The sequence below is a fragment of the uncultured Maribacter sp. genome (assembly GCF_947500985.1).
Lineage (GTDB): Bacteria > Bacteroidota > Bacteroidia > Flavobacteriales > Flavobacteriaceae > Maribacter.
On the sequence record NZ_CANMTX010000002.1, the window covers coordinates 65,968 to 90,205 of the forward strand.

The 24,238-nt window shown below is 35.8% G+C and carries 23 protein-coding genes; 6 read left to right on the forward strand and 17 right to left on the reverse strand.

Translation table 11 applies throughout. From position 1 onward, the window contains the following. Positions 1-3 precede the first annotated feature (3 nt). The 10 genes from Q0871_RS03925 to cobA all read right to left on the reverse strand — a co-directional run bounded on the left by Q0871_RS03925 (position 4) and on the right by cobA (position 13,564). Entirely contained in the window at positions 4-3,534 is a 3,531-nt protein-coding gene (locus Q0871_RS03925; RefSeq protein ID WP_299319765.1) for a nitrate reductase, read from the reverse strand. A 252-nt stretch (positions 3,535-3,786) separates the two neighbouring features. Then, positions 3,787-4,458 (reverse strand): response regulator transcription factor, encoded by a 672-nt coding sequence (locus Q0871_RS03930; RefSeq protein ID WP_299318125.1) that lies wholly within the window; start codon positions 4,456-4,458, stop codon positions 3,787-3,789. A 114-nt stretch (positions 4,459-4,572) separates the two neighbouring features. After that, on the reverse strand, positions 4,573-5,853 hold the full coding sequence (locus tag Q0871_RS03935) for an alginate export family protein (RefSeq protein ID WP_299318126.1): 1,281 nt from the start codon (positions 5,851-5,853) through the stop codon (positions 4,573-4,575). A 34-nt stretch (positions 5,854-5,887) separates the two neighbouring features. Then, positions 5,888-6,712 (reverse strand): ABC transporter ATP-binding protein, encoded by an 825-nt coding sequence (locus tag Q0871_RS03940; RefSeq protein ID WP_299318127.1) that lies wholly within the window; start codon positions 6,710-6,712, stop codon positions 5,888-5,890. An 11-nt stretch (positions 6,713-6,723) separates the two neighbouring features. Further along, a complete protein-coding gene (locus tag Q0871_RS03945) occupies positions 6,724-7,563 on the reverse strand; it encodes an ABC transporter ATP-binding protein (protein WP_299318128.1) in 840 nt (279 codons plus the stop codon). Positions 7,564-7,583: 20 nt separating this feature from the next. Continuing rightward, positions 7,584-8,684, reverse strand: coding sequence for an ABC transporter permease (locus Q0871_RS03950; RefSeq protein ID WP_299318129.1), 1,101 nt, complete (start codon positions 8,682-8,684; stop codon positions 7,584-7,586). Positions 8,685-8,716: 32 nt separating this feature from the next. Continuing rightward, entirely contained in the window at positions 8,717-10,105 is a 1,389-nt protein-coding gene (locus Q0871_RS03955) for a CmpA/NrtA family ABC transporter substrate-binding protein (protein ID WP_299318131.1), read from the reverse strand. A gap of 248 nt (positions 10,106-10,353) precedes the next feature. Beyond that, a complete protein-coding gene (locus Q0871_RS03960) occupies positions 10,354-11,112 on the reverse strand; it encodes a Crp/Fnr family transcriptional regulator (RefSeq protein ID WP_299318133.1) in 759 nt (252 codons plus the stop codon). Between the two features lie 12 nt (positions 11,113-11,124). Next, positions 11,125-12,552 carry a NarK family nitrate/nitrite MFS transporter gene (locus Q0871_RS03965; RefSeq protein WP_299318136.1) on the reverse strand — a complete coding sequence of 476 codons (1,428 nt, stop codon included), beginning with the start codon at positions 12,550-12,552 and terminating at the stop codon, positions 11,125-11,127. Positions 12,553-12,790: 238 nt separating this feature from the next. Then, complete coding sequence (gene cobA / locus Q0871_RS03970) at positions 12,791-13,564, reverse strand: uroporphyrinogen-III C-methyltransferase (protein WP_299318137.1); 774 nt, start codon at positions 13,562-13,564, stop codon at positions 12,791-12,793. A gap of 123 nt (positions 13,565-13,687) precedes the next feature. Between cobA and nirB the strand changes: the two genes are divergently transcribed. The 5 genes from nirB (at position 13,688) to Q0871_RS03995 (ending at position 19,721) form a co-directional block, all read left to right on the forward strand. Next, entirely contained in the window at positions 13,688-16,201 is a 2,514-nt protein-coding gene (gene nirB / locus Q0871_RS03975) for a nitrite reductase large subunit NirB (RefSeq protein WP_299318139.1), read from the forward strand. 83 nt (positions 16,202-16,284) lie between these two features. Further along, complete coding sequence (nirD, locus tag Q0871_RS03980; protein WP_299318141.1) at positions 16,285-16,665, forward strand: nitrite reductase small subunit NirD; 381 nt, start codon at positions 16,285-16,287, stop codon at positions 16,663-16,665. Positions 16,666-16,686: 21 nt separating this feature from the next. Continuing rightward, positions 16,687-17,277 (forward strand): DUF4202 domain-containing protein, encoded by a 591-nt coding sequence (locus tag Q0871_RS03985; RefSeq protein WP_299318143.1) that lies wholly within the window; start codon positions 16,687-16,689, stop codon positions 17,275-17,277. A gap of 22 nt (positions 17,278-17,299) precedes the next feature. Continuing rightward, the gene (locus tag Q0871_RS03990) at positions 17,300-19,150 is read left to right on the forward strand and encodes an ATP-binding protein (protein WP_299318146.1); all 1,851 of its coding nucleotides are present in this window, start codon (positions 17,300-17,302) and stop codon (positions 19,148-19,150) included. After that, a complete protein-coding gene (locus Q0871_RS03995; RefSeq protein WP_299318148.1) occupies positions 19,137-19,721 on the forward strand; it encodes a bifunctional precorrin-2 dehydrogenase/sirohydrochlorin ferrochelatase in 585 nt (194 codons plus the stop codon). Before Q0871_RS03990 ends, Q0871_RS03995 begins: the two co-directional genes overlap by 14 nt. A 1-nt stretch (position 19,722) precedes the next feature. Here Q0871_RS03995 and Q0871_RS04000 read toward each other — a convergent pair whose 3' ends face one another. Next, entirely contained in the window at positions 19,723-20,277 is a 555-nt protein-coding gene (locus Q0871_RS04000) for a hypothetical protein (protein ID WP_299318151.1), read from the reverse strand. Between the two features lie 183 nt (positions 20,278-20,460). Between Q0871_RS04000 and Q0871_RS04005 the strand changes: the two genes are divergently transcribed. After that, a complete protein-coding gene (locus Q0871_RS04005; RefSeq protein ID WP_299318154.1) occupies positions 20,461-21,522 on the forward strand; it encodes a phosphotransferase enzyme family protein in 1,062 nt (353 codons plus the stop codon). On the opposite strand, the gene Q0871_RS04010 is transcribed toward Q0871_RS04005, so the two are convergent. From Q0871_RS04010 to Q0871_RS04035, 6 genes are all read right to left on the reverse strand, one after another. Further along, positions 21,510-22,085 carry a TlpA disulfide reductase family protein gene (locus Q0871_RS04010; protein WP_299318156.1) on the reverse strand — a complete coding sequence of 192 codons (576 nt, stop codon included), beginning with the start codon at positions 22,083-22,085 and terminating at the stop codon, positions 21,510-21,512. The genes Q0871_RS04005 and Q0871_RS04010 overlap by 13 nt on opposite strands. Before the next feature lie 128 nt (positions 22,086-22,213). Continuing rightward, positions 22,214-22,405, reverse strand: a complete 192-nt coding sequence (locus tag Q0871_RS04015) for a hypothetical protein (RefSeq protein WP_299318159.1) — start codon at positions 22,403-22,405, stop codon at positions 22,214-22,216. Positions 22,406-22,450: 45 nt separating this feature from the next. Then, a complete protein-coding gene (locus Q0871_RS04020; protein ID WP_299318161.1) occupies positions 22,451-22,693 on the reverse strand; it encodes a hypothetical protein in 243 nt (80 codons plus the stop codon). A 21-nt stretch (positions 22,694-22,714) separates the two neighbouring features. Beyond that, positions 22,715-23,353, reverse strand: a complete 639-nt coding sequence (locus Q0871_RS04025) for a CPBP family intramembrane glutamic endopeptidase (RefSeq protein WP_299318163.1) — start codon at positions 23,351-23,353, stop codon at positions 22,715-22,717. 11 nt (positions 23,354-23,364) lie between these two features. Further along, positions 23,365-23,922, reverse strand: a complete 558-nt coding sequence (locus tag Q0871_RS04030; RefSeq protein ID WP_299318166.1) for a hypothetical protein — start codon at positions 23,920-23,922, stop codon at positions 23,365-23,367. Between the two features lie 40 nt (positions 23,923-23,962). Next, positions 23,963-24,232 (reverse strand): hypothetical protein, encoded by a 270-nt coding sequence (locus Q0871_RS04035; RefSeq protein ID WP_299318169.1) that lies wholly within the window; start codon positions 24,230-24,232, stop codon positions 23,963-23,965. Positions 24,233-24,238 lie beyond the last annotated feature (6 nt).

The following is a 24,238-nucleotide window of genomic DNA, read 5'->3' on the forward strand; positions in this document are numbered from 1 at the left end:
CTTTTAATTTGCTAAAACCAGCTGTTTCTTTAATAATTCTTTTATTTCGGGCTTACAGCTACCGCATCCCAAACCGGCGCCTGTCTCTGAACATAACTTGTTGAAATCTGAGCATCCGCCATTAATGGCATCTACTACATTGCCTTCACCAACTTGACTACAAGAACAAACCAATTTACCTTTTAACGGTATAGAGGTCGAAGCACCACGCAATAATTCATTTCGTTTTTCAGATAGCTCAATCTCTTCTTCAATGAGCCTTTTAAATTCTGCAAATTCATTTTTATCACCCAATAAAATGGCACCTTTTAGAGTGTCATCTTTTACAATACATTTCTTATAAAAACGCTTACTAACGTCCATTAAAATAATCTCCTCATAAGTTGAATCTCCTAGCGGAGAATTGACCATACCAATACTACAGAGATCAAGGTTTTCGAACTTTAAAATATTCATTAAAACCGAGCCGTTGTAAATACTACTAAAGTCTCCAAGAATAAAATTGGCTGCAATATCTGCTTGCTGTTCGGCTGCTGAGGTAATACCGAAAAGTGAATTTTTAAACTCCGCAATTTCTCCCAAAGCAAATATTGATGGATCACTACTTTGTAAGTATGAATTTACCACCACACCTCTTCGCGTTTTAATCCCCGTAGGTTTTGCCAATTCTATATTTGGTCTCGTACCAATTGCATACACTATAGCATTGCACTGAATAGAACGTCCTGTTTTTAGGTTTACAGATAGGCTATGTTTTTGATCCTTATCTTCAAAAACAGTACTTACTTCATTATCGAAATACAGATTTATACCTCGTTCTACGACATCTTCTGCCAATAAGCGACTGGCAATATTATCTAATTGACGCTCCATTAATCGTGGTGCGCGTTGAATAATACTGATATTAATATCCATTTTCTTTAACGCAGCAGCAAGTTCTAAACCTAAAAGTCCGCCACCAACTATAACCACATTTTGGTCTTTTGCCTGTAAGCCTGTTTCAGCTAAATACTTTCTCAGTTTATCGGCATCACCTCTTTCGCGCATAGTAAAACGACCAGGCAACTGTATCTGTACATCGCTAGGTATAAATGCTCTACTACCTGTTGCCATTATCAGTAAATCATAGTTATGTTCTTTTCCGTTAGAATCTAAAACGGTTTTATTATCGGCATCGATATTGTCAATACCAATACCCGAATGTAACGACACGTCTAATTTCTGTAATTCACCATCCTTTAGCTTCTCTAAAGCTTCCCAAGAAAGTTCGTCACTTACATATTCTGGAAGTAAAACACGATTGTAAAAAGGATCTTTCTCTTTTGAAAACACATGAAGCTCATCAATACTATTCTTCTCTCTGTATGATTGTATAAAGCGATAAGCCGCAGCACCTGCTCCAATAACTACAATCTTCTGTTTTTCTTTTACAAATTTTGAAACCTCAACGGCACAATATTTAAAATCGGGTTCTTTTGAAACGGGATCCACTAAATCATTAGTCAGGTTATTTGCCCTACCAAAATCATTGTTCAATACTTTACCCCAATGCATAGGCAAGAAAACAACAGATTCTCGTATATCATAATTGAGCTGCACTTTTACCTGTACTTCTCCTCTTCGGCTTTTTACTACCGCAATATCCCCTTCCTTGATTTTTCTCAGGTAGGCATCTACCGCGTTCATTTCTAAATAAGGTTGCGGTATGTGGGTCAATAATCTTTTTACCTTACCTGTTTTGGTACGGGTATGCCATTGATCACGAACCCTACCTGAATTCAATATTAACGGATACTCATTGTTAGTTTCCTCAGACTTATTGTAGAGCGTAATAGGTGCATTAAAATGTGCTTTTTTATCATTGGTAAAGAACTTAAGGTCTGTAAATAACCTTGGTGTTCCCTTATGTGTTTTATGTGGTACAGGCCATTGGAAACTACCTTCATTGATTAATCGTTCGTAAGACAGACCAGATATATCTATTTCAGTACCTTTTGTTAATAAGCAATGCTCATCATAGACTTCACTGCTATTTTTATAATCAAAGCCATTATAGCCCATTGCTTGTGCAAATCTCCAAATGATTTCTGCATCTGGCAATGCCTCACCCGGCGCATCTATAACTTTAGGTAAATGACTAATTCGTCTTTCTGAATTGGTCATCGTGCCTTCTTTCTCTAACCAACCTGCTGCCGGTAATAATAAATCGGCAAATTTAGTGGTCTCTGAGTTATGGGATATATCTTGTACTACTACGAATTTTGCCTTTTTTAATGCTCTTTCTACTTTGTTAGAATTTGGCATACTTACCGCAGGGTTAGTACATACGATCCAAATCGCTTTTAACTTTCCTTCATCTAGGGCATCGAACATTTCTGTTGCTGTATAGCCTGGTTCTGACTGTATTTCTCCACCTCCCCAAAAATCTGACACTTCTTTTCTATGTGCCTTATCTCCTAAATCTTTATGTGCTGCCAATAGACTGGCCATACCACCTACTTCTCTTCCGCCCATCGCATTTGGTTGACCCGTCAATGAAAAGGGTCCTGCCCCAGGTTTACCAATTTGCCCTGTCAAAAGAGACAGGTTAAGTAACGATACATTTTTGGCTACACCAATAACACTTTGGTTCAGCCCCATTGTCCACATGCTTATGAACTTTTTAGCATTACCTATGTACTCAGCAGCTTTACGAATATCATCAACAGGAATATCGCATTTTTTAGCAGCCTCTTTAAGGCTTAAAGTGAATGCCATTTCTTTGCAAGCATCAAAATTTGCAGTATGCTTTTTTATAAAGGCAGTATCTATTTTTCTTTTTTCAATTAATCTACGTGCTATAGCATTAAATAGAATTACGTCTGTACCTGGTAGAATTTGTAAATGTAAATCTGCACCTGCGCAAGTCTGTGTTTTACGTGGGTCTACAACAATGATTTTTACATTCGGATTCTCTTCTTTGTGCTTTTCTAACCTTCTATATAAAATAGGATGACACCATGCCGGATTAGCTCCTGCAATCAAAAAACAATCTGCCAGTTCTATATCTTCATATGAAATGGGAACAGAATCTTCTCCCAAGGTTTTCTTATATCCTACAACTGCAGAACTCATGCAAAGTCTAGAATTAGTATCTATATTGTTTGTGCCAATAAATCCTTTGGTCAGTTTATTTATTAAATAGTATTCTTCTGTTAAACACTGTCCTGACACATAAAAACCAACACTATCTGGACCATGTTTCGCTATAATACTCTTGAATACGGCTGCGGCACGCTCAAAAGCTGCATCCCAAGAAACGCGTTGTAAAGGGTGGTTTCGACTCCACTTCATTTCTGGATATAGAATTCTATCTGTAGTGTCTTGTGCTACGTAGTTTAGATTACGCCCCTTTGTACAAAGCATACCTTTATTAGATGGATAATCAGGATCACCATCTACAGAAATAGTTCCTTTAGCGTCTACATCTACAAGTATACCACAGCCTACGCCGCAATAGGAACATATTGTTTTATGAGTTTTATTACTATTCATTTTATCGATGATAAAGAATGGTTCAGAAGTATACTGCAAATTATAAAAAGTACGTATAAATACGTATTTTTTTATCATAAATGTTTTGCTTATAATCGAATGATCCGCAATTTTCTCATTATTACACTGAGAATTGATCAATAAATGAGAAAGTGGTACGTAGATGTGTTAAAATATAGATACAGGCTATAGCCTAATTTACGCGTTACATTCTATATCAACGATAACCAAATAAAAGTAGAAATGAAGCCTCTAAATAAGGTTGTGCTTTTGCGATTTTTTAGAAAGATCAATAAGGTTTTTTACATCCATCTTACGCATTAAATTAAAACGATGCGTTTCAATGGTACGTTTACTATTTTGAAGTTTTTCTGATATCTGTTGATTAGTAAGACCAGACAACACCAATTCTAGAACCTTCAGTTCTTTATTGGTCAAGTCAAAAACATTATCTCCGGTTTTACGTGGTGCCTCTTCTTTAATAACTTCTTTCTTAGTGCCCAATAAGTTATTTACCAAAACATTACTTATGTCTCCACTAAAGTATTTACCGCCTTCTCTAACGGTGTGTATTGCCTTAATGAATTCTGACTTGTCGGTGTCTTTCAATAGATACCCATTTGCGCCCGAACTAATAGATTTTAAAATGTATTCTTCTGAGTCGTGCATAGAAAGTATAATAGTCTTCACCTCAGAATTACTTTTAGTAAGTTCAGCAACGGCATCAATACCGTTCATTACGGGCATTCTAATATCAATGATTAAAAGATCAGGATTCACCTTAGCTACCAATTCAATAGCTTCTTTACCATTGGATGCTTCACCAATGACTTCCAAATCAGATTCGGACTCTAATAACGAACGGATTCCGTCCCTGACCAAAGCGTGGTCATCTGCCAATACTATTCTCGTTGTTTCACTCAAAACTTAGGTAATTATACGTAACATGCTAAAATACGTATAATTTTAAAAATGAAAATACGGTCTAGATAACCCTTGGGCTATTTAGACCGTATTAAATAATTTCTATAACAAGTACTATTCTTTTTTCGTGTTTAAAAACTGAGGCTTAATTGTTAACTGTACCCATGCCCAATTTTGGCTACTAGCAGCTAAATCTTCTGATACACCTTTTAGTTCATACATACCGTCTGAAGCAAACATTTGAGAATACCCAATTGCTAAACCGTATCCTTTGAATTTTTTAGCATATACTAAATCAATCTCAGTACCTAAAGATTTTTCACCGCTTGGTAAGTCTTGCTCTCCACTAAAATTCAACACCTTAACCATTAAGCTAGACTGCTTACCTAAATCGAACTTAGCACTTGCGTGAATATCAAAAAGACCAACTGAATTGGCATGGTTACCTACGTAGAAATAATCCATAAACCCATTAAACTTATGGTTGGTACCGTATAATGGAAAGAAGGCTCCAGTTTCGCCAGGTTCACCATCATTACCGCTGATTACTTCAGTACCCAGACCTAAGGCTACTTTAGGGCTAGCTTTATAACCTAGCTCCAAGCCTAGTAAATAAGCACCTTTAACATCTAATTCACCTTGTCTTTCACCTGTTTGTATAAATAAATTAGCCATTGCATTGAATTTACCTGATTTATAACCCAAGTGAGTTCCAATAGTCTGTAAGCTACTTACACCATCTGCAGCACCATCAATGTCAAAATTTTGAAAACCATTGTTCAATATCAATAAACTACCTGAAAATTTTTCTCCTTGTTGTTTCGCATATAGATATTGCATGGTCTTATATGTAAAAAACCCTGTAGTATTATAAGCCGTACCTACAGATTGAAATCCTGTTGGGTTATCAAAATCTTGACTAAAAGCAAGACCTACATCTAACATAAACTTATCTTTTTTGTACTTTAAAAGTCCCGCATCATGGTTTCTACCTTGTTGCGCCCAATCCAGTCCGCCAAAAATACGTTGATCGTCATATGAAATTACTTGTCTACCTAGCTTAGTAGACCAGCCTTTGCCTAAATTAATATTCGCCCAAGCTTCGAAAACTGCGAACGAGTCATTTTGGTCATCAGGTAGAATTTGTCTGTTCTCGCCCCAAACCATTACATCTTGTATGCTTAAGTAAAACTGATATGCTTCAGATTCATATTTGGCATTTAAGCGGGCACGGGTAGAGATTGCGAAACCGGCATCTGCGGCATCGGGAATTATACTTCCGAAACCATTTCTATATTCTGTTCTTGGTCTAAACTGACCGTCTAATGTAAATTGGGCATAAATTGAATTTGCCGCAAGAAACAATAAGGTGATGATTAAGTATTGTTTTTTCATAATCGTAATTTTTAATAATTGATTGAGTTATTTGTTAGTGTTCTAAAAAGTCTATTAGGTGTTTTCTATAGGTGTAATAATCATCGTTTTCTAAAACGGATTTTCGAGTTCGCGGTCTTTCAAAATCGATGTTAAGAATATCTCCGATTTTTGCTTTTGGTCCGCTGGTCATCATAATGACACGATCAGCTAGAAATATGGCTTCATCAACATCATGTGTAATCATGACCGCTGTAATTTTTTCTTTGTTCCAGATTTCTATCAAGATGTCTTGTAGCTCTCCTCTGGTCAAAGAATCCAGCATTCCAAAAGGCTCATCTAACAACAATACTTTTGGTTTTATGGCAAATGCCCTTGCTATACCCACACGTTGCTGCATACCTTGAGATAATTCTGATGCTTTTTTGTGAAAGGCATCTTCCAAGCCTACTTTATGCAAATAATATTTTGCAACATCTTGGCGCTGTGCTTTTGTCGCATCTGGAAAAACTTGATTTACCCCCAGTAATACATTATCCAATGCGCTCATCCAGGGCATTAAACTTGGAGATTGAAATATGACCCCTCTATCTGGTCCTGGACCTTTTACCGGATTTCCTAAAACCGAAATATTACCTCCAGAGATTTCATTAAGACCTGCTATCATGGAAAGCATGGTTGTTTTTCCACAACCAGAATGTCCTATAATCGTCACAAACTCTTCTTTTAGTATCTGTAGATTTAAATCTTCTAGTACAACATAATCGCCCTTTGGCGTTGGATAAACCTTTTTTAAATTAGAAAGATCTAGCATTATATTGGATGGATAAACAATACCGTTTTCTGAATATGTCTGGTTAGATTGTTGTGCTGTGTTCATATAATGTTTCTTTAGGCTACGAAGCTTTTTGGCGTAAGCTCTGGTAATTTATATTCGACCTCTGATACCGTTTTTCTTTCATCTCCGATGTCCATTAAATACTCAATGATGGAGTTTCTTGTTTTCTTGTATTCAGGATTATCGTTCATTGCCGTTTTATCCCTAGGCCTATCAATGTTTATTTTAAACTCTGGTCCCAATGTTGCATTTGGTCCTGGCTTTAGTGGAATAATCCGATCTGCCATATAAATACCTTCGTCTACATCATTGGTGATCAATAATGCGGTACGCTTGTCTTGGCTCCAAATATTTAAGATTTCATCTTGTAAATTTCCCCTTGTCAAAGCATCTAAAGCTCCTAAAGGTTCATCCATAATGATCATTTCTGGATTCATGGCCAGCGCACGTGCAACCGCAACCCTTTGTCGCATACCACCGGATAGTTCTTTAGGTCTTTTATTGATTGCCGGGGTAAGGTTAACCATGCCTACATAATTTTTCACAATTTCCATTAAGGCTTTTTTACTCTCTTTCGGAAAAGCTTCTTTTACCGCCATGTAAATATTTTGACCCACCGTCAACCAAGGCAATAGTGAATAGTTCTGAAAAATTACACCACGCTCATGACTGGTATCAGTTACCGGCTTTCCTTTAAAAAGAACCTCTCCGCTAGTTGGTTGCAAGAGCCCGTTTATAAGATTTACTAAAGTTGTTTTACCACTTCCCGTAAATCCTACAATAGCTACAAATTCACCTTCATCCATAGTCAGGTTAATATTGGAAAGTACTTCTGTACTACCATCTCCCTCACCATAGGTTTTGTAAATATTATTTAGTTCTAAGTATGCCATATTCTAACTTTTTGATAGCGTTATGCCATTTCATTTTTATTAAAAGAAACCATGTTCTGTACCGCTAACATTAGCCTATCTAACAAGAATCCAATGATACCTATGACAAACATTGCTACGATAATTTTTGAGTTGGAATCGTTTGCCCCGTTCTGAAATTCTTCCCAAACGAAAAGACCTAATCCTTGACTTTGTGCTAAAAGCTCAATAGCGATCAATACCATCCACGCCACGGAAAGTGTAATTCGTAATCCCGTAAAAATTAATGGTAAAGAAGACGGCAAAATAACCTTGAACACTTTCTGGAACGTACCCAACTTTAAAACCTTGGCAACATTGATATAATCTTTATCTACAGATGCAACACCCATTGCCGTATTGACCAAAGTTGCCCACATGGCACAAAGACCCACACTTATAAAAGAAATTACAAATGCATTGTCTGAACTATCGCCGATATATAGTGTTTTCACAATCATAAAAACTAACAGGTACCAAACTACTGGAGATACCGGTTTAAAAATTTGAATGAACCAGTTGAAAGCACTTCTTAATGACGGACTAAGACCTATAATTATGCCAATAGGCACTGCGATAAACATTGCTAAAAGAAAACCAGCAAATACTGTTTTTATACTTGTTAAAACGATATCTACAAATGAGGCTCTACCCGTATATACAATTGTATCTTTACCTTGTGAAATCATTTTCTCATTAGTGACTGCCATTTTCTCTGCAAAAGCAGCTTTATCGGCACTAATAACTTGATGGTCCGCTATCAAAGATTGTAAGGATGCCCATACTTGAGAAGGCGACGGTAATGTGTTTGGCTGGCAACTACTGTCGCCAGACTCTATACACGCGCGCTCTGCAGCAGCGGCTTCTTCACCTCTTTCTTGAAGCGCTTTTTCAACTCTGTAATTTGCTTCTTTATTGTAAAGTGCTTTTGAACCCATTTGCCAAAGACCTAAAAACAATAGAATGGATAAGAGTGTTATACCTGTATTTTTCAGAGATTTGAAAACCCCATCTTTTTTCATACTGGGTGTTAGCTTTAAAATTGTCTGCTTAAAATTTGAGACCATATTACTTTCTTTTTTTAAGACCATTTCTTGTTCCATATTATTCAATTTTAGATCAATGATAAAAGTTCTTATTTCTTGTCTTTGTTACCAATCGAGAAACTATTGATATATCCAATTGGATCTTTGGCATCATAGCTTGTACCATCAATAAAATCTGAAGTAGCTGCTTTAAAACCATCTGTATCAGGAACATCAGCTGCTGGTATTTGACCTTCTGCAACCAAAAGATCTGCGGCTTTTTTCCAAATATCAGGACGGTAAATGTCTTTTATAGTACTTGCGTACCAATCAGAAGATTTTGATTCAGGAATTTGACCCCATCTACGCATTTGTGTTAAGAACCATATTCCGTCAGAATAGAAAGGATACGTTGCGTTGTATTTATAGAACACATTAAAATCTGGCATATCACGCTTATCGCCTTTTTCAAATTCAAATGTACCTGTCATAGAATTAGCCAATACTTCTTTTGGCGCACCAACATATTGTGACATTGAAAGTATTTCAACAGCTTCAGCTCTATTTGAAGGTTCGTCTAACCACTTACCTGCTCTGATCAATGCTTTAGTTACCGCAATGGCAGTATTAGGATTCTGCTCTACGAATTCCTTCGTCATTACAAATACTTTCTCTGGGTTGTTTTTCCAGATATCATAGTTTGTAGTAACCGGTACACCGATTCCTTTAAAAACAGCTTGCTGGTTCCAAGGCTCACCTACACAGTATCCATAAATAGTACCTGATTCTAAAGTTGCTGGCATTTGTGGCGGAGGCGTAACAGATAATAACACCTCAGCATCTATTTGACCTTGTACATTATCGGCAGTATACATACCTGGGTGAATACCAGCAGCTGCTAACCAATAACGCAATTCGTAATTGTGGGTAGATACCGGGAAAACCATTCCCATTTTAAAAGGTTTACCTTCATTCTTATATGAAGTAATTACAGGCTTTAAAGCATCTGCTTTAATTGGGTGAATAGGCTTATCTTCTGAATCTGCTGGTACATTCGGCTTCATTTTAGACCAAACATCATTAGATACCGTTATACCATTTCCATTTAAATCCATAGAAAAAGGAGTAACCAATTTTGCTTGTCTACCAAAACCTGCCCCTGCAGCAATTGGCTGACCCGCTAACATATGAGACCCATCTAATTGACCGTCAATTACACGATCCAAAACATTTTTCCAGTTAGATTGTGCTTCTACAGAAACAAAAAGTCCTTCTTCCTCAAAAAAGCCTTTTTCTTTTGCTATAGCCAAAGGAGCCATATCTGTTAGTTTGATAAAGCCAAATGTTAATTGAGGCTTTTCTATATCTAGCATTTTAGTTTTAGACGTTACAGCTTCTTCTGCAACAGCTTCAGCTTTCTTGCTTTTTGTATCTCCACAAGCTGTAAATAGCATGGCGAGGGAGAGGGTTAAAATAGATGTAGTAAAAATGTTTTTCATAATCATATAATTTATTGTTCTACGTATTAATACTTATTTCAACAAATATATACGTAATGATGTTTTTCATAAATGACATTAGGAATATTCAAACATCTTTTTGCACCATATTATAATATGATCCGTAACCATAAAATAATATGCGAAAAGGCAGCTTATATTATAAAAGCTTGTTTGTCAGTAAATTACTAAGTAAAAAACAAGGGGGTTTAACTACGTAAGTAGTGGAATCTAGGGAGTACGTATTATTAACTATCTAAGTAGAAGTTGTGTTCTGAGATTTCTTTTTTAAGTAGCTCAATATTAGAAATACCTACTCTTTTACCTTTAATAATTAATAAGCCTTCTTTTTTAAGAATAGAAAACATTCTTATAACCTGCTCTTCGGTTGTACCGGCATAGTCAGCATATTCACGTCGACTTAATAATAGGGAAGAAAAACCATTGGTTTGACCAAATTTTCGGTTTATATATAATAAGGTATCAATAACACGTTCTCTAACCGTCATTTGAGATAATGATTTTACTCTAATTTCACTACGGTTTAATTCGTTGGCATAGAATAACATGAAATCATACGTAAGGCTAGGAAATTCTCTTAATGTCTGTTGAAGTATTTCTTTTGAAAAATAACATAAGGTACAATCGACAAGCGCAATTGCACTTATTGGGTAGGTTTCTTCCGTTCCAAAACCTCTATGCCCAATAATTTCACCGGGAGTAGCAAAACGAACTATTTGTTCTTTACCATGTAGACCGGTTCTTAAAACTTTTACCTTACCACTTAACAAAAAGAACAGACCAGTTACAGAAGCACCTTCCATAATAAACTGTTGTCCTTTTTTACACTTTATCTCCTTTCTAGCCTGAACTAACTTATCAATATTCGGAGAATCAATATTTTTTCTAATAAGGCAATTTTGATTGGTACATATACTACAAGCGCTATCAACCATACCAGATTTATTGGTTGAGTAATTTGATATGTAGTCTGTACCTGTGCGCATAGAAATACTATCTTATATAGAGCTTGTTGCTAATTTTATTACAGGTTTCGATGATTTAGCCAATTCTTCCTTTACCTGTTTTTCATCTTCTGCAGAGAATTTAATAGCCAATGTTGTCAATGCGGTAACAACTACAAAACCACCAATTATAAAGTAACCACTTGACACAGCACCCGACGCAGCAGCAGCATGTGCCGTCTTCATGGCTTCTTCGCCTAAGTTTGAATTTGCAGCTAAAGCATTGGTTTCTGCCATAGCAGATTTTGATTTCAATAAAAGCGCTGCCAAAAAAGCACCAACATTACCACCTGCACCAACAATACCCGAAATAGAACCAATAGCTTTTTTGTTTATGAAAGGTACTACCGAAAAGGTTGCTCCTTCAGCCATTTGAACGGTTAGACTAAAAGCTATTAGAAAAACTATACCCATGGCAAAACTGGTAGTTGTAGAAAAGATTGAAAGCATAACACCTTCAAGCGCAAGTATTACAGTTAAAAACAATACTCTACCTCGCAAGCCCTTTAGCCTTCCAAATCGATCACCGAAAAAACCACCCAACGTACGGGCAAAAATATTCATCAACGCAAAAGAAAGTACCAAGTTACCGGCGGTGGATCTTGTAAGTCCGAATGTGTTTTGCAAGTAATCATCCATAGTACCATATACCGTTAGCTCCATACCAAATGATGCTGCATATACTATAAAAAGAATCCAAACTCGATAATCTTTTAGAACACTTACAAATGATTCTTCATCTTTTTTAAGCTTCGGCATTTTACCCGCTTCCTTTAATTCTTTAAAATTTCCTTCAGGGGTATCTTGTGTAAAGAAATAATAAACAACACCCATTATCATAGCGATTACACCGGCAATGATCATTGAATAACGCCAAGCAATTTCATCGGCAACACCAAAGCTTACTACCGCAGCAGCAATTAAAGGCATACCAAGACGATTGGCCCCGCCACCTAAATTACCCCACCCTGCAGAAGTAGCATTGGCAGTACCTACAATATTGGGGGCAAACATAATAGAAGTATGAAACTGTGTAATTACAAATGATGCACCTATAAAACCTATAAACAATCTACATATTAAGAATTGAGTAGGTGTTTGAACAAATCCGATAAGTATTACAGGTATAGCACCTAGAATCAATAAATAGGTATAACATAATCTTGGACCATATTTATCACACAACTTACCTATCAACAATCTTGCGAAAACAGTACCCGTTACCGCTAATATGATTGAATTCCATTTTTGATCGGGAGTCAAACCTAAATCTTTTACTACATCTGGCATAAACGGTACAATACCGAACCAAGCAAAAAAGCAAATAAAGAATGCTATCGAAGTAATCCAAAAAGTACGAATAGGCATACTTTTCAAATCTGTTAACTTTAAAGTAGTTGATTTTTTAGATTGATTTTCCATGGTGTTGCAGATTACGTTTATAAATCCAATACAAACCTAAGACATTTAATACGTAATTATACGTAGTTTTGAATAATTTACACTTTTACTACGCATAATTACACAAATTTTACAATTTAAGCCCCTTCATTATTATATTCTAAATTTTGAATGTATAAAATTTAGCTATTCTTAATTTCAGATTTAAAACAAGAAGTTGTCATCTTAAAATCGCTACGTAGAAAGGAAGAAATATGCTTTAAATGGCATCATGCAATATACGCTGTACTTCTTCTTCAAAAAAGGATGGATGATCTGCTACAACATCACCAATAACAATTATACCGTGAACATTGGTCTCTATAGTCGGTGTGTACTTATGCATAGTATCTAATGTGGCCACTACACATTTTTCATTTGGTGTTGTTCCATTTTGAATTACGGCAACAGGCGTCATTCTACCCCTGTATTTACTAACCTCATCAACAATTTGATTTAATTTTCTTATCCCCATTAAAATCACCATAGTAGTCGATGATTTAGCGGCATATTGCAAATCTTGGGAGAATGTGCCATCTTTTTTGGTTGCGGTCATTACCCAAAAACTACTACTAACACCTCTCTTGGTCATGGGTATACCTTGACTAGATGGCACGGCGATGGAACTTGATATTCCTGGTATAATGCTTACCGGTATACCAAAAGATTCTACATAATCAATCTCTTCATTCGCCCGCCCAAAAACAAAAGGGTCGCCTCCTTTTAAACGTACTACATGACCATATTCGAATGCATATTTTACTATAAGTTCATTGATCTCACCTTGGGTGTGCGAATGTTTACCACATCTTTTACCAGTATATATTCTAGGTATATCAATACGTATTTCAGATAATAGCTCATCACTAATTAATGCATCATACAATATTACATCCGCTTCATTCAAAATCTTTAAACCCCTTACTGTTATTAGGTCTTTAGCACCCGGACCAGCGCCTACCAGACTTACTTTAACCGTTTTCTCTAATTCCATCTTCATAGTATATTGGTTTATTAATTATTGATTCCATAACAAGAATACGTAATTATTTCGGTATAATCATAGAATATATACGTATTTATACGTAATATTGCTTTGTAGCTAAATAATAAGGGTATGAAAACTATACTAGTTGTCGGTAATGGAATGGTAGGGTACAAATTTTGCGAGAAATTTGTCGCTAAAGAGGAAAGCAAACAATTTAAACTTATTGTCTTTGGAGAAGAACCAAGACCTGCATATGACAGAGTTCACTTAAGTGAATTTTTTGAAAACCAAGATGCTAAAGCTTTAGAAATGGCTCCGGCAGAATGGTACTCTGAAAATGGTATCGAATTAATTGTTGACGAGCGCGTTGCCGATATCGACAGAACCAACAAGACCATAACTACAGCTAAAGATAGAGAGTTCTTTTATGACCATCTGGTTTTAGCAACAGGTTCATCTGCTTTTGTACCGCCAATTAAAGGTGTTGAAAAAGAAGGTGTTTTTGTATACCGAACTATTGAAGATCTAGAAGGTATGTTAGCTTATGCCGCTAAATTAAAAGCACAGAACCCGAATGCCAAGGCTGCTGTTTTAGGCGGAGGACTTTTAGGCCTAGAAGCCGGTAAAGCAGTTATGGATATGGGCTTAGAGCCACATATCGTGGAGTTTGCCCCTAAATTAATGCCAAGACAATTAGATTCTAGAAGTAGTCAAGTATTGCAATTGAAATTAGAATCTATTGGATTAAATATTCATTTAAGTAAAGCTACCAATCAAATTTTAGGAGATGACGGCTACATCACCGGTATGGAGTTTGGAGAAGACGATGTTCTAGATGTTGATATGTTGGTTGTTTCTGCCGGAATTCGCCCTAGAGATGAACTGGGTAAAAATTCGGGATTAGAAGTTGGTGTTCGTGGCGGTATTGTTGTAGATAACAAAATGCAAACATCCGATAGTAATATATACGCTATTGGCGAAATTGCACTTTACAATCATATGATTTATGGTTTGGTTGCCCCTGGTTATGATATGGCGGGTGTAGCGGTAGATCAAATTATAGGCAAAACAGAAACGCTAATGCCATCTGAGATAGACATGTCTACCAAACTAAAATTAATTGGTGTTGATGTAGCTAGTTTCGGTGAGCCTTTTATGCCTGCAGCTAAGGGTCACTCTATTATATTCGAAAATAAAACACAGCATTTATATAAAAGAATCAATGTAAGTCTTGATGGTAAAGAACTGTTGGGAGGAATTTTAGTTGGTGATGCTTCAGACTATAGTATGTTGCACCAAATTTATTTGAACGGAATGCCAATTCCTGAAGATGCTTCTCAATTAATTTTACCCGCAAGCGAGGGTTCTGCTTTTGGTAGCGCTATGGATTTACCAGACGATGCCGTAATCTGCTCGTGTGAAGCAGTTACCAAAGGTGACGTTTGTTGCTCGGTACTAGATGATGGTAACGAAACCATGAAAGATGTGGCCAAGGCTACAAAAGCAACTACAGGTTGTGGCGGTTGTAAACCAATGGTTGCCGACTTAATAAAAGAAAGCTTAAAAACACTTGGTAAAACTGTCAAAGAACGCCTTTGCGAACATTTCGATTATTCTAGACAAGAGCTTTTTGATTTAGCGAAGTTGAAAGGTATTACCGATTACGACACCCTGTTAGATGAAGTAGGTACCGGTAATGGATGCGAAGTGTGTAAACCTGCTGTAGCAGCTATTTTTGCAAGTCTTTATAACGAAACCGCAAATAGACAAGAAACAATTCAAGATACTAACGATAGGTATTTAGCAAATATCCAACGTAACGGAACCTATTCTGTAGTGCCTAGGGTTGCTGGTGGTGAAATTACCCCAAAGCAATTAATGGCAATTGGTAGAATAGCTCAAAAATATGATCTGTACACCAAAATTACTGGTGGGCAACGCATAGATATGTTCGGTGCAAAATTGAACGAACTACCATTAATTTGGGAAGAATTGATTGAAGAAGGATTTGAAACCGGACAAGCATACGGTAAATCTTTACGTACCGTAAAAAGTTGTGTAGGTTCTACATGGTGTAGATACGGTATGGATGAAAGTGTAAGTTTTGCCGTAGAAATCGAAAACCGATATAAAGGTATTCGATCTCCTCATAAATTTAAAGGCGGAGTCTCTGGCTGTATTCGTGAATGTGCCGAAGCAAGAGGTAAAGATTTCGGATTCATTGCCGTAGAGGGCGGTTGGAATGTATACGTAGGCGGTAACGGTGGCGCTACACCTAAACATGCTCTTTTACTTGCTGAAAAAGTAGATAAAGAAACTGCAATAAAATATGTAGATCGCTTTATCATGTTCTATATTAAAACTGCACAACCATTGCAAAGAACAGCACCTTGGTTAGAGAAATTAGAAGGTGGTATTACCTATCTACAAAATGTTGTTATCAATGATTCTTTAGGTATTGTAAAAGATTTGGATGACGAAATGCAAGCATTGGTAGATTCTTATGTATGTGAATGGAAAGAAGCTGTAGAAACTCCAGAAATTAGAGAGCGCTACACACACTTTGTAAACTCTGAAGAAACTGATAGCAATATTGAATATGTTGCCTTAAGAGACCAAAAAATGCCAAAAGAATGGGCCTAACGGTTGATGGTTGACAGTTGTTGGTTGGCCTTTGTTACAATTATCCATGTGTAGAAATTAATTAAAAAATTAAAATCGAAATTATGTCTTTATCTGTTTTGAATACGTACGAAAGTGTAGCTGCTAATAACGTAAAGGTTTGGTTCAAAGCTGCACCTATTTCTAAATTTCCTAAAAACGGTGGTGCCTGTATAAAATATAAGGATAAACAAATTGCCGTGTTCAATTTCACGAGAGAAGGTACCTGGTATGCTTGTCAAAATTTATGTCCGCATAAAATGGAAATGGTATTGTCTAGAGGTATGATCGGTGAAGAAAATATGGAACCTAAAGTTGCATGCCCATTACATAAAAATACATTTTCTCTAAAAAGTGGAGAAAACTTAAATGGTTCTTTGGATGCAATTGCGACATATCCTGTAAAAATAGAGTCGGACTTTGTGTATGTTGGCTTTTCTGAATAGCTTTGAGTAAATAATTGACTTATGGCGAAAACGGATAAATTACTACTAGCATTTCAACATTTTGACGAAGCCAATAAGCAAGATCCCAATACCGAAGTCTATGAAGGTACTACTTACCCTAAAGAAGTACTTTATGGTATTCGAATGACAAAAAGTCTTAATTCATTTGATCCAGATGCATCTGAAGCTTTACGGTTAACTGCAAGATGTCAACATATCTGTAGATGGGAAATACCGCGAGAGTCTTATGAAATGAACCGTGAGGGCTACTTGAGATGGCGACAAGAATTAAAAAGATTTCATGCAAAGAAAGCTGCTTCTATTTTAGAAAATGTTGGTTATGATGACGAAACCATTGACAATGTTAAGTTTCTTTTAGAGAAAAAACAGCTGAAAAAAAACGAAGAAACCCAGGCTTTAGAAGATGTAATTTGTCTGGTTTTTTTAGAATTCTATTTTGAACCTTTTGCGCACAAACACCCAGAAGACAAGACAATAGATATTCTTCAAAAAACCTGGAAAAAAATGTCGGTTAAAGGTCAAGAAGCGGCTTTAAAATTACCGCTTTCTAAATTCTCTTTAGATTTAATTACCAAGGCTCTAGACGCCTAAAAATAAATTACCACACCTTTTTATGGCTAATATTGAACACAACATACCATTGGATACGGCTACGTTTATACGTATACGAAAATGGTACCTGTTGGCATTGGCAGCCATAGCGCTTACAGTAATAATTGCTCAAGTACTTATTCAATTGCACCTAAAAGCACAATCTGGCGACTCTGTACTTATTAATATTGCCGGTAGACAACGTGCCTTTAGTCAAAAATTGGTTAAAGAGACCTTGCTGTTAAAAAATAGTAACGACCCAACAGATAAAAAATCAATTCTAGCTGAAATTGATAAAACACTTAGCGTTTGGAAAGTCTCTCACCAAGGTCTTCATTTAGGCGATGCTTCTTTTAACCTCCCTTATGAAGATGACCCAAAGGTTAAGCAACTTTTTACAGAACTAGATCCACACCATTCTGCAATGGTCAAAGCCGTTGAACATATACTTTCTACTCATGAAAAAAATAGTAGCGCTACCGTTCAAGATAATGACCTAAACGCATTATTAGATAATGAGCGTCCGTTTTTAAATATCATGGATCAAATTGTTAATGAATATGATGCCCGTAGTAATGAGCAGCTACAAAAACTAAAACGAAAAGAGTATTGGTTATTGGCATTCTCCTTGGCAATTCTTCTTCTAGAAATCTTTGTTATTTTCCGACCATTATCCATTCAAATTAAAAATACCATTGGTCATTTAATGGGTAAAGATGAAGAGTCAAAAGATCAACTAGTAAAGATTCAAAGCTTATATGACGAGAAAGAACGCTCGCTCAAAGAGTTGCAAGAACTAAATTTTGTTATTGATAATGCTGCTCTTTTTGCCAGTATACGTAAAGATGGATCTATTGTTTTTATAAGCAAGAAGTTTTTAGATTTATTAGGTCATGAGACCACACCCGTAAACAAGCCTATTTCAGAAATATTGACCGTTGAAGAAGGTCAACAATCTTATCTCAAAGAAGTTCTGAAAATTAATAGGAAAAATGTGATGCGTACAGAAGAGCTCCAGGTGGTAACCACCAAAGGAACTACAATTTGGCTAGATATGTCAATAGTACCCATGCATCAATCTACCTTAGAACAAGATATTTTAATTCTGTGTTCAGATATCACCGAACGAAAAGAAAATCAACTTAAAGTACAAGAGTTAACTAAGCAGAATTTTGAAGAACGCATGCAGCAAAAAAAGGTGCAAGCAAGTCAAATTGTTGAAGGTCAAGAAGAGGAGCGCAAGCGTATTGCCAAAGATATCCATGATGGTATTGGACAAATGTTGACCGCACTTAAATTTAATATTGAATCAATTGATATTGAAAACAAGGACAAGACGAGAGAGAAAATAGCTTATTTAAAGTCACTGACATCAGACTTAATAAAAGGGGTCAGAACAGCTACTTTTAATCTTACTCCGCCAGAATTAAGTGATCACGGCATTTTCCCTGCAATACATAAAATGACTACGGAGCTGTCTAAACTTACAGGTAAAACCGTTCTGTTTAAAAATAAGACCGATGCCAATATAAGGTTTGATTCGTTAGCTGAAACCAATATTTATCGTGTTACCCAAGAAGCGGTTAACAATGCCATAAAATATGCAGAAGCAAATTATATTTTGGTTACCTTAAATTACTCCTATCCTATTTTAAGTGTAGTCATAGATGATGATGGCAAAGGTTTTGATGATTCTATTTTAGGAAAATTACCAAAAAATAATAGTGAAGGCGGTATGGGTCTGTTTTTTATGAAAGAACGTATTAACTATATTAACGGTCGTTTATTCATAAACTCAGAACTTGGACAAGGTACACGTGTTACCATCAACTATAAAACAGAAGAAAATAAAATTGCAAATGGAACGGAATGAGCTTTACCCTGTATTTTTAAAAGTATCTAACCTTCAGATTTTAATTGTTGGCGGAGGCAATGTTGCCTTAGAAAAATTGACTTTCTTGTTAAAGTCAAGTCCTACCGCACAAGTTGAAATGGTGTCACCAATGTTTAGGGAAGAAACTATTGTATTGGCCAACAAGTTCAACATAAAAATGAATGTAGCGCCCTATGAAGTATCATACTTAAAAGGGAAACATATTGCAATTGCGACTACAGACAATGTACCAGTAAATGAGCAGGTATATCATGATTGTAGGGAAAGACAAATACTGGTGAACGTAGCCGACAACCCTCCTTTTTGCGATTTCTACATGGGCGGCATAGTTACCAAGGGAAATGTAAAAGTGGCGATTTCGACCAACGGAAAATCACCTACTACCGCAAAAAGATTGCGTCAATTTTTTGAGGATGTTATTCCAGAAAATATAGACGATCTTGTAAAAAACCTTAACGAGTTTCGAAAAACCATCAAAGGCGATTTCGAAGAAAAAGTGGAAACCCTAAATGAGTTCACTAAAGGGTTGGTGAATAATAAAGAGGAGTAACCTAGTTCTCAAAACTAAGATGTGCAACGTCATGACTACAACTGTAATGCGCATTATCTGCCGCGTACACTGCTGAATCTGCCGAATCTTGCGCTTCTTTCATTAAACGCTGTGCTTTACGCATATAAAATTGTAAGTTACCTAAGTTGTTTGCCTTTGCAGCATTTTTTACATTTTCAAAAGCTTCGGTAGAAAAATCGCGAGAATCTATAGTATGTCTTTCGGCATCGATAGTATAACTCATGGTTTCTTCTAAACCACAGGTTTGAGAATCGTATTGCGCTTCTGAAGCTAAAATTACTGCTTCATCTGCAGCATTAACTGCCTGCCCCATTAAAAGCATTGCTGTTTTGGTATTTTTTCGCGCGGTACTTATAGAGGCGTCAAAAGAAGCAATTTCAACGGCGGTACTCAAAGAATCTGAAAGAGTGCTTACTTGCTGCATGTAAGTTTGCACATCGCTAATCTCACTTTTAAAAACTTCGCATTGGGCCTGAACATACGTTGATGTTAAAAACAGTACTGAAACTTTTAAGTAGGTTTTAATCGTAATCATAATTGGGGGAAATTTGATAGGTTATGATACTAACTGCATTATTTCACAAATCGTATTATTATTAGGCCAACTGCATAAAATAAAGAAAATTCTTATTAATTAGGCTTTAATACTCTCATAACTATTCCTCAAAAAAATGCCTAAGTTTCAATACCTTTAACCAATGAATCGTAGCGCTAAAAAATGACTAAAGAATCCATCCGAAAAATACTTTCTGAATTCAACCTTAATGGAAGTTCTTTGCAATGGACGCCCTTAACCAGCGGACTCATTAATGACACGTACTTGGTTACGGAAGAGGATGGTCAACAGTATATTCTTCAAAAGATAAATACCCAAGTTTTTAAAAATGCTAGTATTCTGATGGATAATATTCAATTTGCTTTACCCGCTCTTAAAGCAGACAATTATAGCCAAATTACTTTTCTGAATACAACTACTGGAAATAATCATCATATTCAGGATAATAATTTCTGGCGCATGATGACCTACATACCCAATAGTACCACTTACGATACAACAACCAAAACCTCAACTGCCTTTGAAGCGGGACGCGTTATTGGCAAATTTCATCAGCTCTTGCAATATTCAGATACGGCATTATTTAATGATACCCTACCCAAGTTTCATAATTTAGATTTTAGAACTCTAGAATTTCAAGAAACACTGCAGAATGCCGATGCACAAAAAAAAGAAATTGCCGATGGCGCCATTAAAAAGGCACAGTCACTTCTTAAAGAGCTTCAATATTTAAATACTAGTAATTTACCCACTAGAATTTGCCATAATGATACCAAGCTTAATAATATCTTATTCTCTAAATCGACAAAAAAAGCATTGTGCCTTATTGATCTTGATACTATTATGAAAGGCTATTTCTTCTATGATTTTGGTGATGCCATTAGAACTGTAGTTAACAATGCACCTGAAGATGAGCAGAACCACAAATTGATAAACTTTGATGAATCATTGTTTAAAGCTTTTGTTGATGGCTTAGCTGTTAATAGTTCATTTTTAACGACCGAAGATAAAGACAGCTTACCCTTAGGTGCCGTTTTTATGCCATTTATTCATGGATTACGTGCATTGACCGACTACTTGAACAATAACAAGTATTTCAAAGTAATGTACGAGAATCAGAACTTAGACCGTTGCTTAAGCCTTTTTGATTTTGCGGAAAAAGCGTTAACCAAAAAAGATTTTATGGCGGCTTGTATTAAAAAACAACTTATCTATTCAGAATAATTTAAAACTAAATCATCTAACAGATTGCGTATTTTTTTACTGTTCCAATCTGCGGCACCTGTTTCTTTTATGATGATCTTTCCTGTAGCACCAATGACATAATTAGTGGGGATACTATTTTCTTGTAACACTTCTGGAGCTTGCATTTGCGGAAAATAGATAGGTAATTCATATTCTTTTTTATCAATAAACCGCTGTACTTTATCTGGCTCTTCTTGGGTTAATAATATAAAATTGACTTTATCTCCGTAGTCTTTATACAAATCTTGAATTACTGGTAATTCTGCAATACAAGGCGGACACCAAGTTGCCCAATAACTGATAAAAGTAACCTTGCCTTTACCTACAGAAATACTCTTGGTATCGCCTTGTAAATTAGTTACTGCATATTGAAACGGAGTTACTTGATCTTGATTTTCTTCATTTTCTACACTTGGTGACCAAACAGCTACTTTCAGTTTATTGACGGCTACCTGAATTGGCGTTCTTGTCTGCGGAATTATCAACAACAGAATGAATACCACAAATACAATATCACTGATTTTAAATTTTCGCTTTTTCATGTAATATGTGAGTCGAAGTATTTGGTGATTGATTACGGAAATTTTAATTTTACAAACAAAACAACACTATTTTACCACCCTAATCTTACAGATAGACTCAAAACAGTATTATTGTTCAAATTATATCGTTATTGTGGATTCTTACTTTCTTTAAGGAATCCGTTAAATACCACTCCAAATAAGGCAAGCCAAAGTAAACGGAAAACCCAAATATTCATATCAATTCCAAAAAATTGACCTGTATCACTGTCTCCAACAAAACTATATGCTATTTCAATTATCGCTATGACCATTCCAACAATTGATAATATTTTTCTCATAATATTTAATGTTATTTTTCTAATTACTTGGCTATAATTTTGTTCCTATTTTCTGGAATCTAACTCCTTTTTCAGCACATTCATATTCTTTACATTCAAAGGTATAATTGTTGATAACGCTAACGGAACTGCCAATAACGGAGTAAATCCATCTTGAATAGAAACATAGATAAAAAAGAGTAAAACTCCAGTTAAACCTATCGCCAAAAGCCACACCATAGTTTTTGCTGCTGTATGCTTTTTTAGTAGTTCTTCGTTACTTAATTTAGAGAGTGATTCTTTATTCATACTCTTATCATTAAAATTTTATCACCAGTTTCCTTTCTCATATAAATCTAAGAAAGCTGCCGCTGAAACGCCAAGAAAATCCACTAAAAAATGAGAGAAGATAGTCCAACGTAGGCTATTCGTTTTCTTATAAACCCATGCCCAAACGACACCCATAATTAAGGTAGAGATTACCAATTCAAATCCGCTATTGACCGCGGAGTTGACTCCGAATGCTGCATGATTAATTGCAAACAGTATTCCTGTAAACAAAACAGAAGCCCAATTAGACCATGTTTTTGTATAATCTAACAATAGTCCGCGCCAATAGAATTCTTCAATAAAGGGATTAAATAATGCAAGTAGCATCCAGGGTAACCAAATGGTCCAATGATCTAACAATTGGTAGTGCATTAGAAAAAGCGGTAACGGAATCAATCCGACAAATACTGCAAATAATTTCCAACCAAAAGCTCCCTTCGTTTTCTTTAACCAATTGATAATTGATTCTTTTCCTCCATATTTAAAAATAAAGAAAATCCAAAGTGCCCAACCTATAAGAATCATGGGTATAAATGCCCATTTTCCCATAAATTCACCAAAGCCAAAAGCAACCGCAAAATTCACGGCAATTATAAAAAAAGGCGATGCAATTACTAACTCCCTTTTGTTAAATGCCATATGGTTTGGTTTTAATTCTGATTACAGTTATGTTGTGTAGTCTTGTTCTTCCATTGAATCCAATATTCCTGTAGTCCTTCATTGGTTGTTTTTAGCTTACTGATATCTAAAGACTCGCCGGATATTAAAAGAGAACTTAATTCCTTCTTTCTTCTGGGTAAAGATGGTGTATGATTCCAGCCACCAACATGATCAAAAGATGTATAGGCATCACATTTTGTAGCCACCGTAACAAACGGAATCTTCAGCTCATACCTCACCATACCAGAACCCATTCCCTTGGTAGACATCTCTATATTTTCAAAATTTACTTTTACGTATTTCTCTTTAGAATAGAGCTCCTTTAATTTACCCCCTACTTTAGCCGACATGGTGTTAGAGAACTGATGAGCTACATCTGAACCATCTATAAATTCTTTGCCATAATAACTACCAAAACAACCATCATCATTGCATTCAATATTGACTGTGATTTGTGTCTGAGTTTTTACTACTACTTTTTGAGAATAGGCAGCTTGAGACATCCAAGTAGAAATAAGAAATACTTGCATGTACTTTATAACTCTCATTTTTTATTAATTATAGCGAATGGATCTGCCAAAAGAAAATCTACTCTTCCACTTCTTCCTTAGACTTGTTGTATTTGGTAAATTCTACCTTTTTATCTTCCAAGATTTTGTAGAATCTACGATGACTAATTTTAAGATCTTTGGTTATTTGAGCTACCTTTTTCTTTTTCTTCTTATAAAGTTTGATTTCTGCCGTTACCGCTTTATTGAAGTAATACTTATGTAATGCATCTACTACTTCTAGTTCGGTTTTGTTATTAGAACTAGTCAACAGTTCAATTTCAGATTTTATTTGTTGTAAGCCTTTCATGGATCT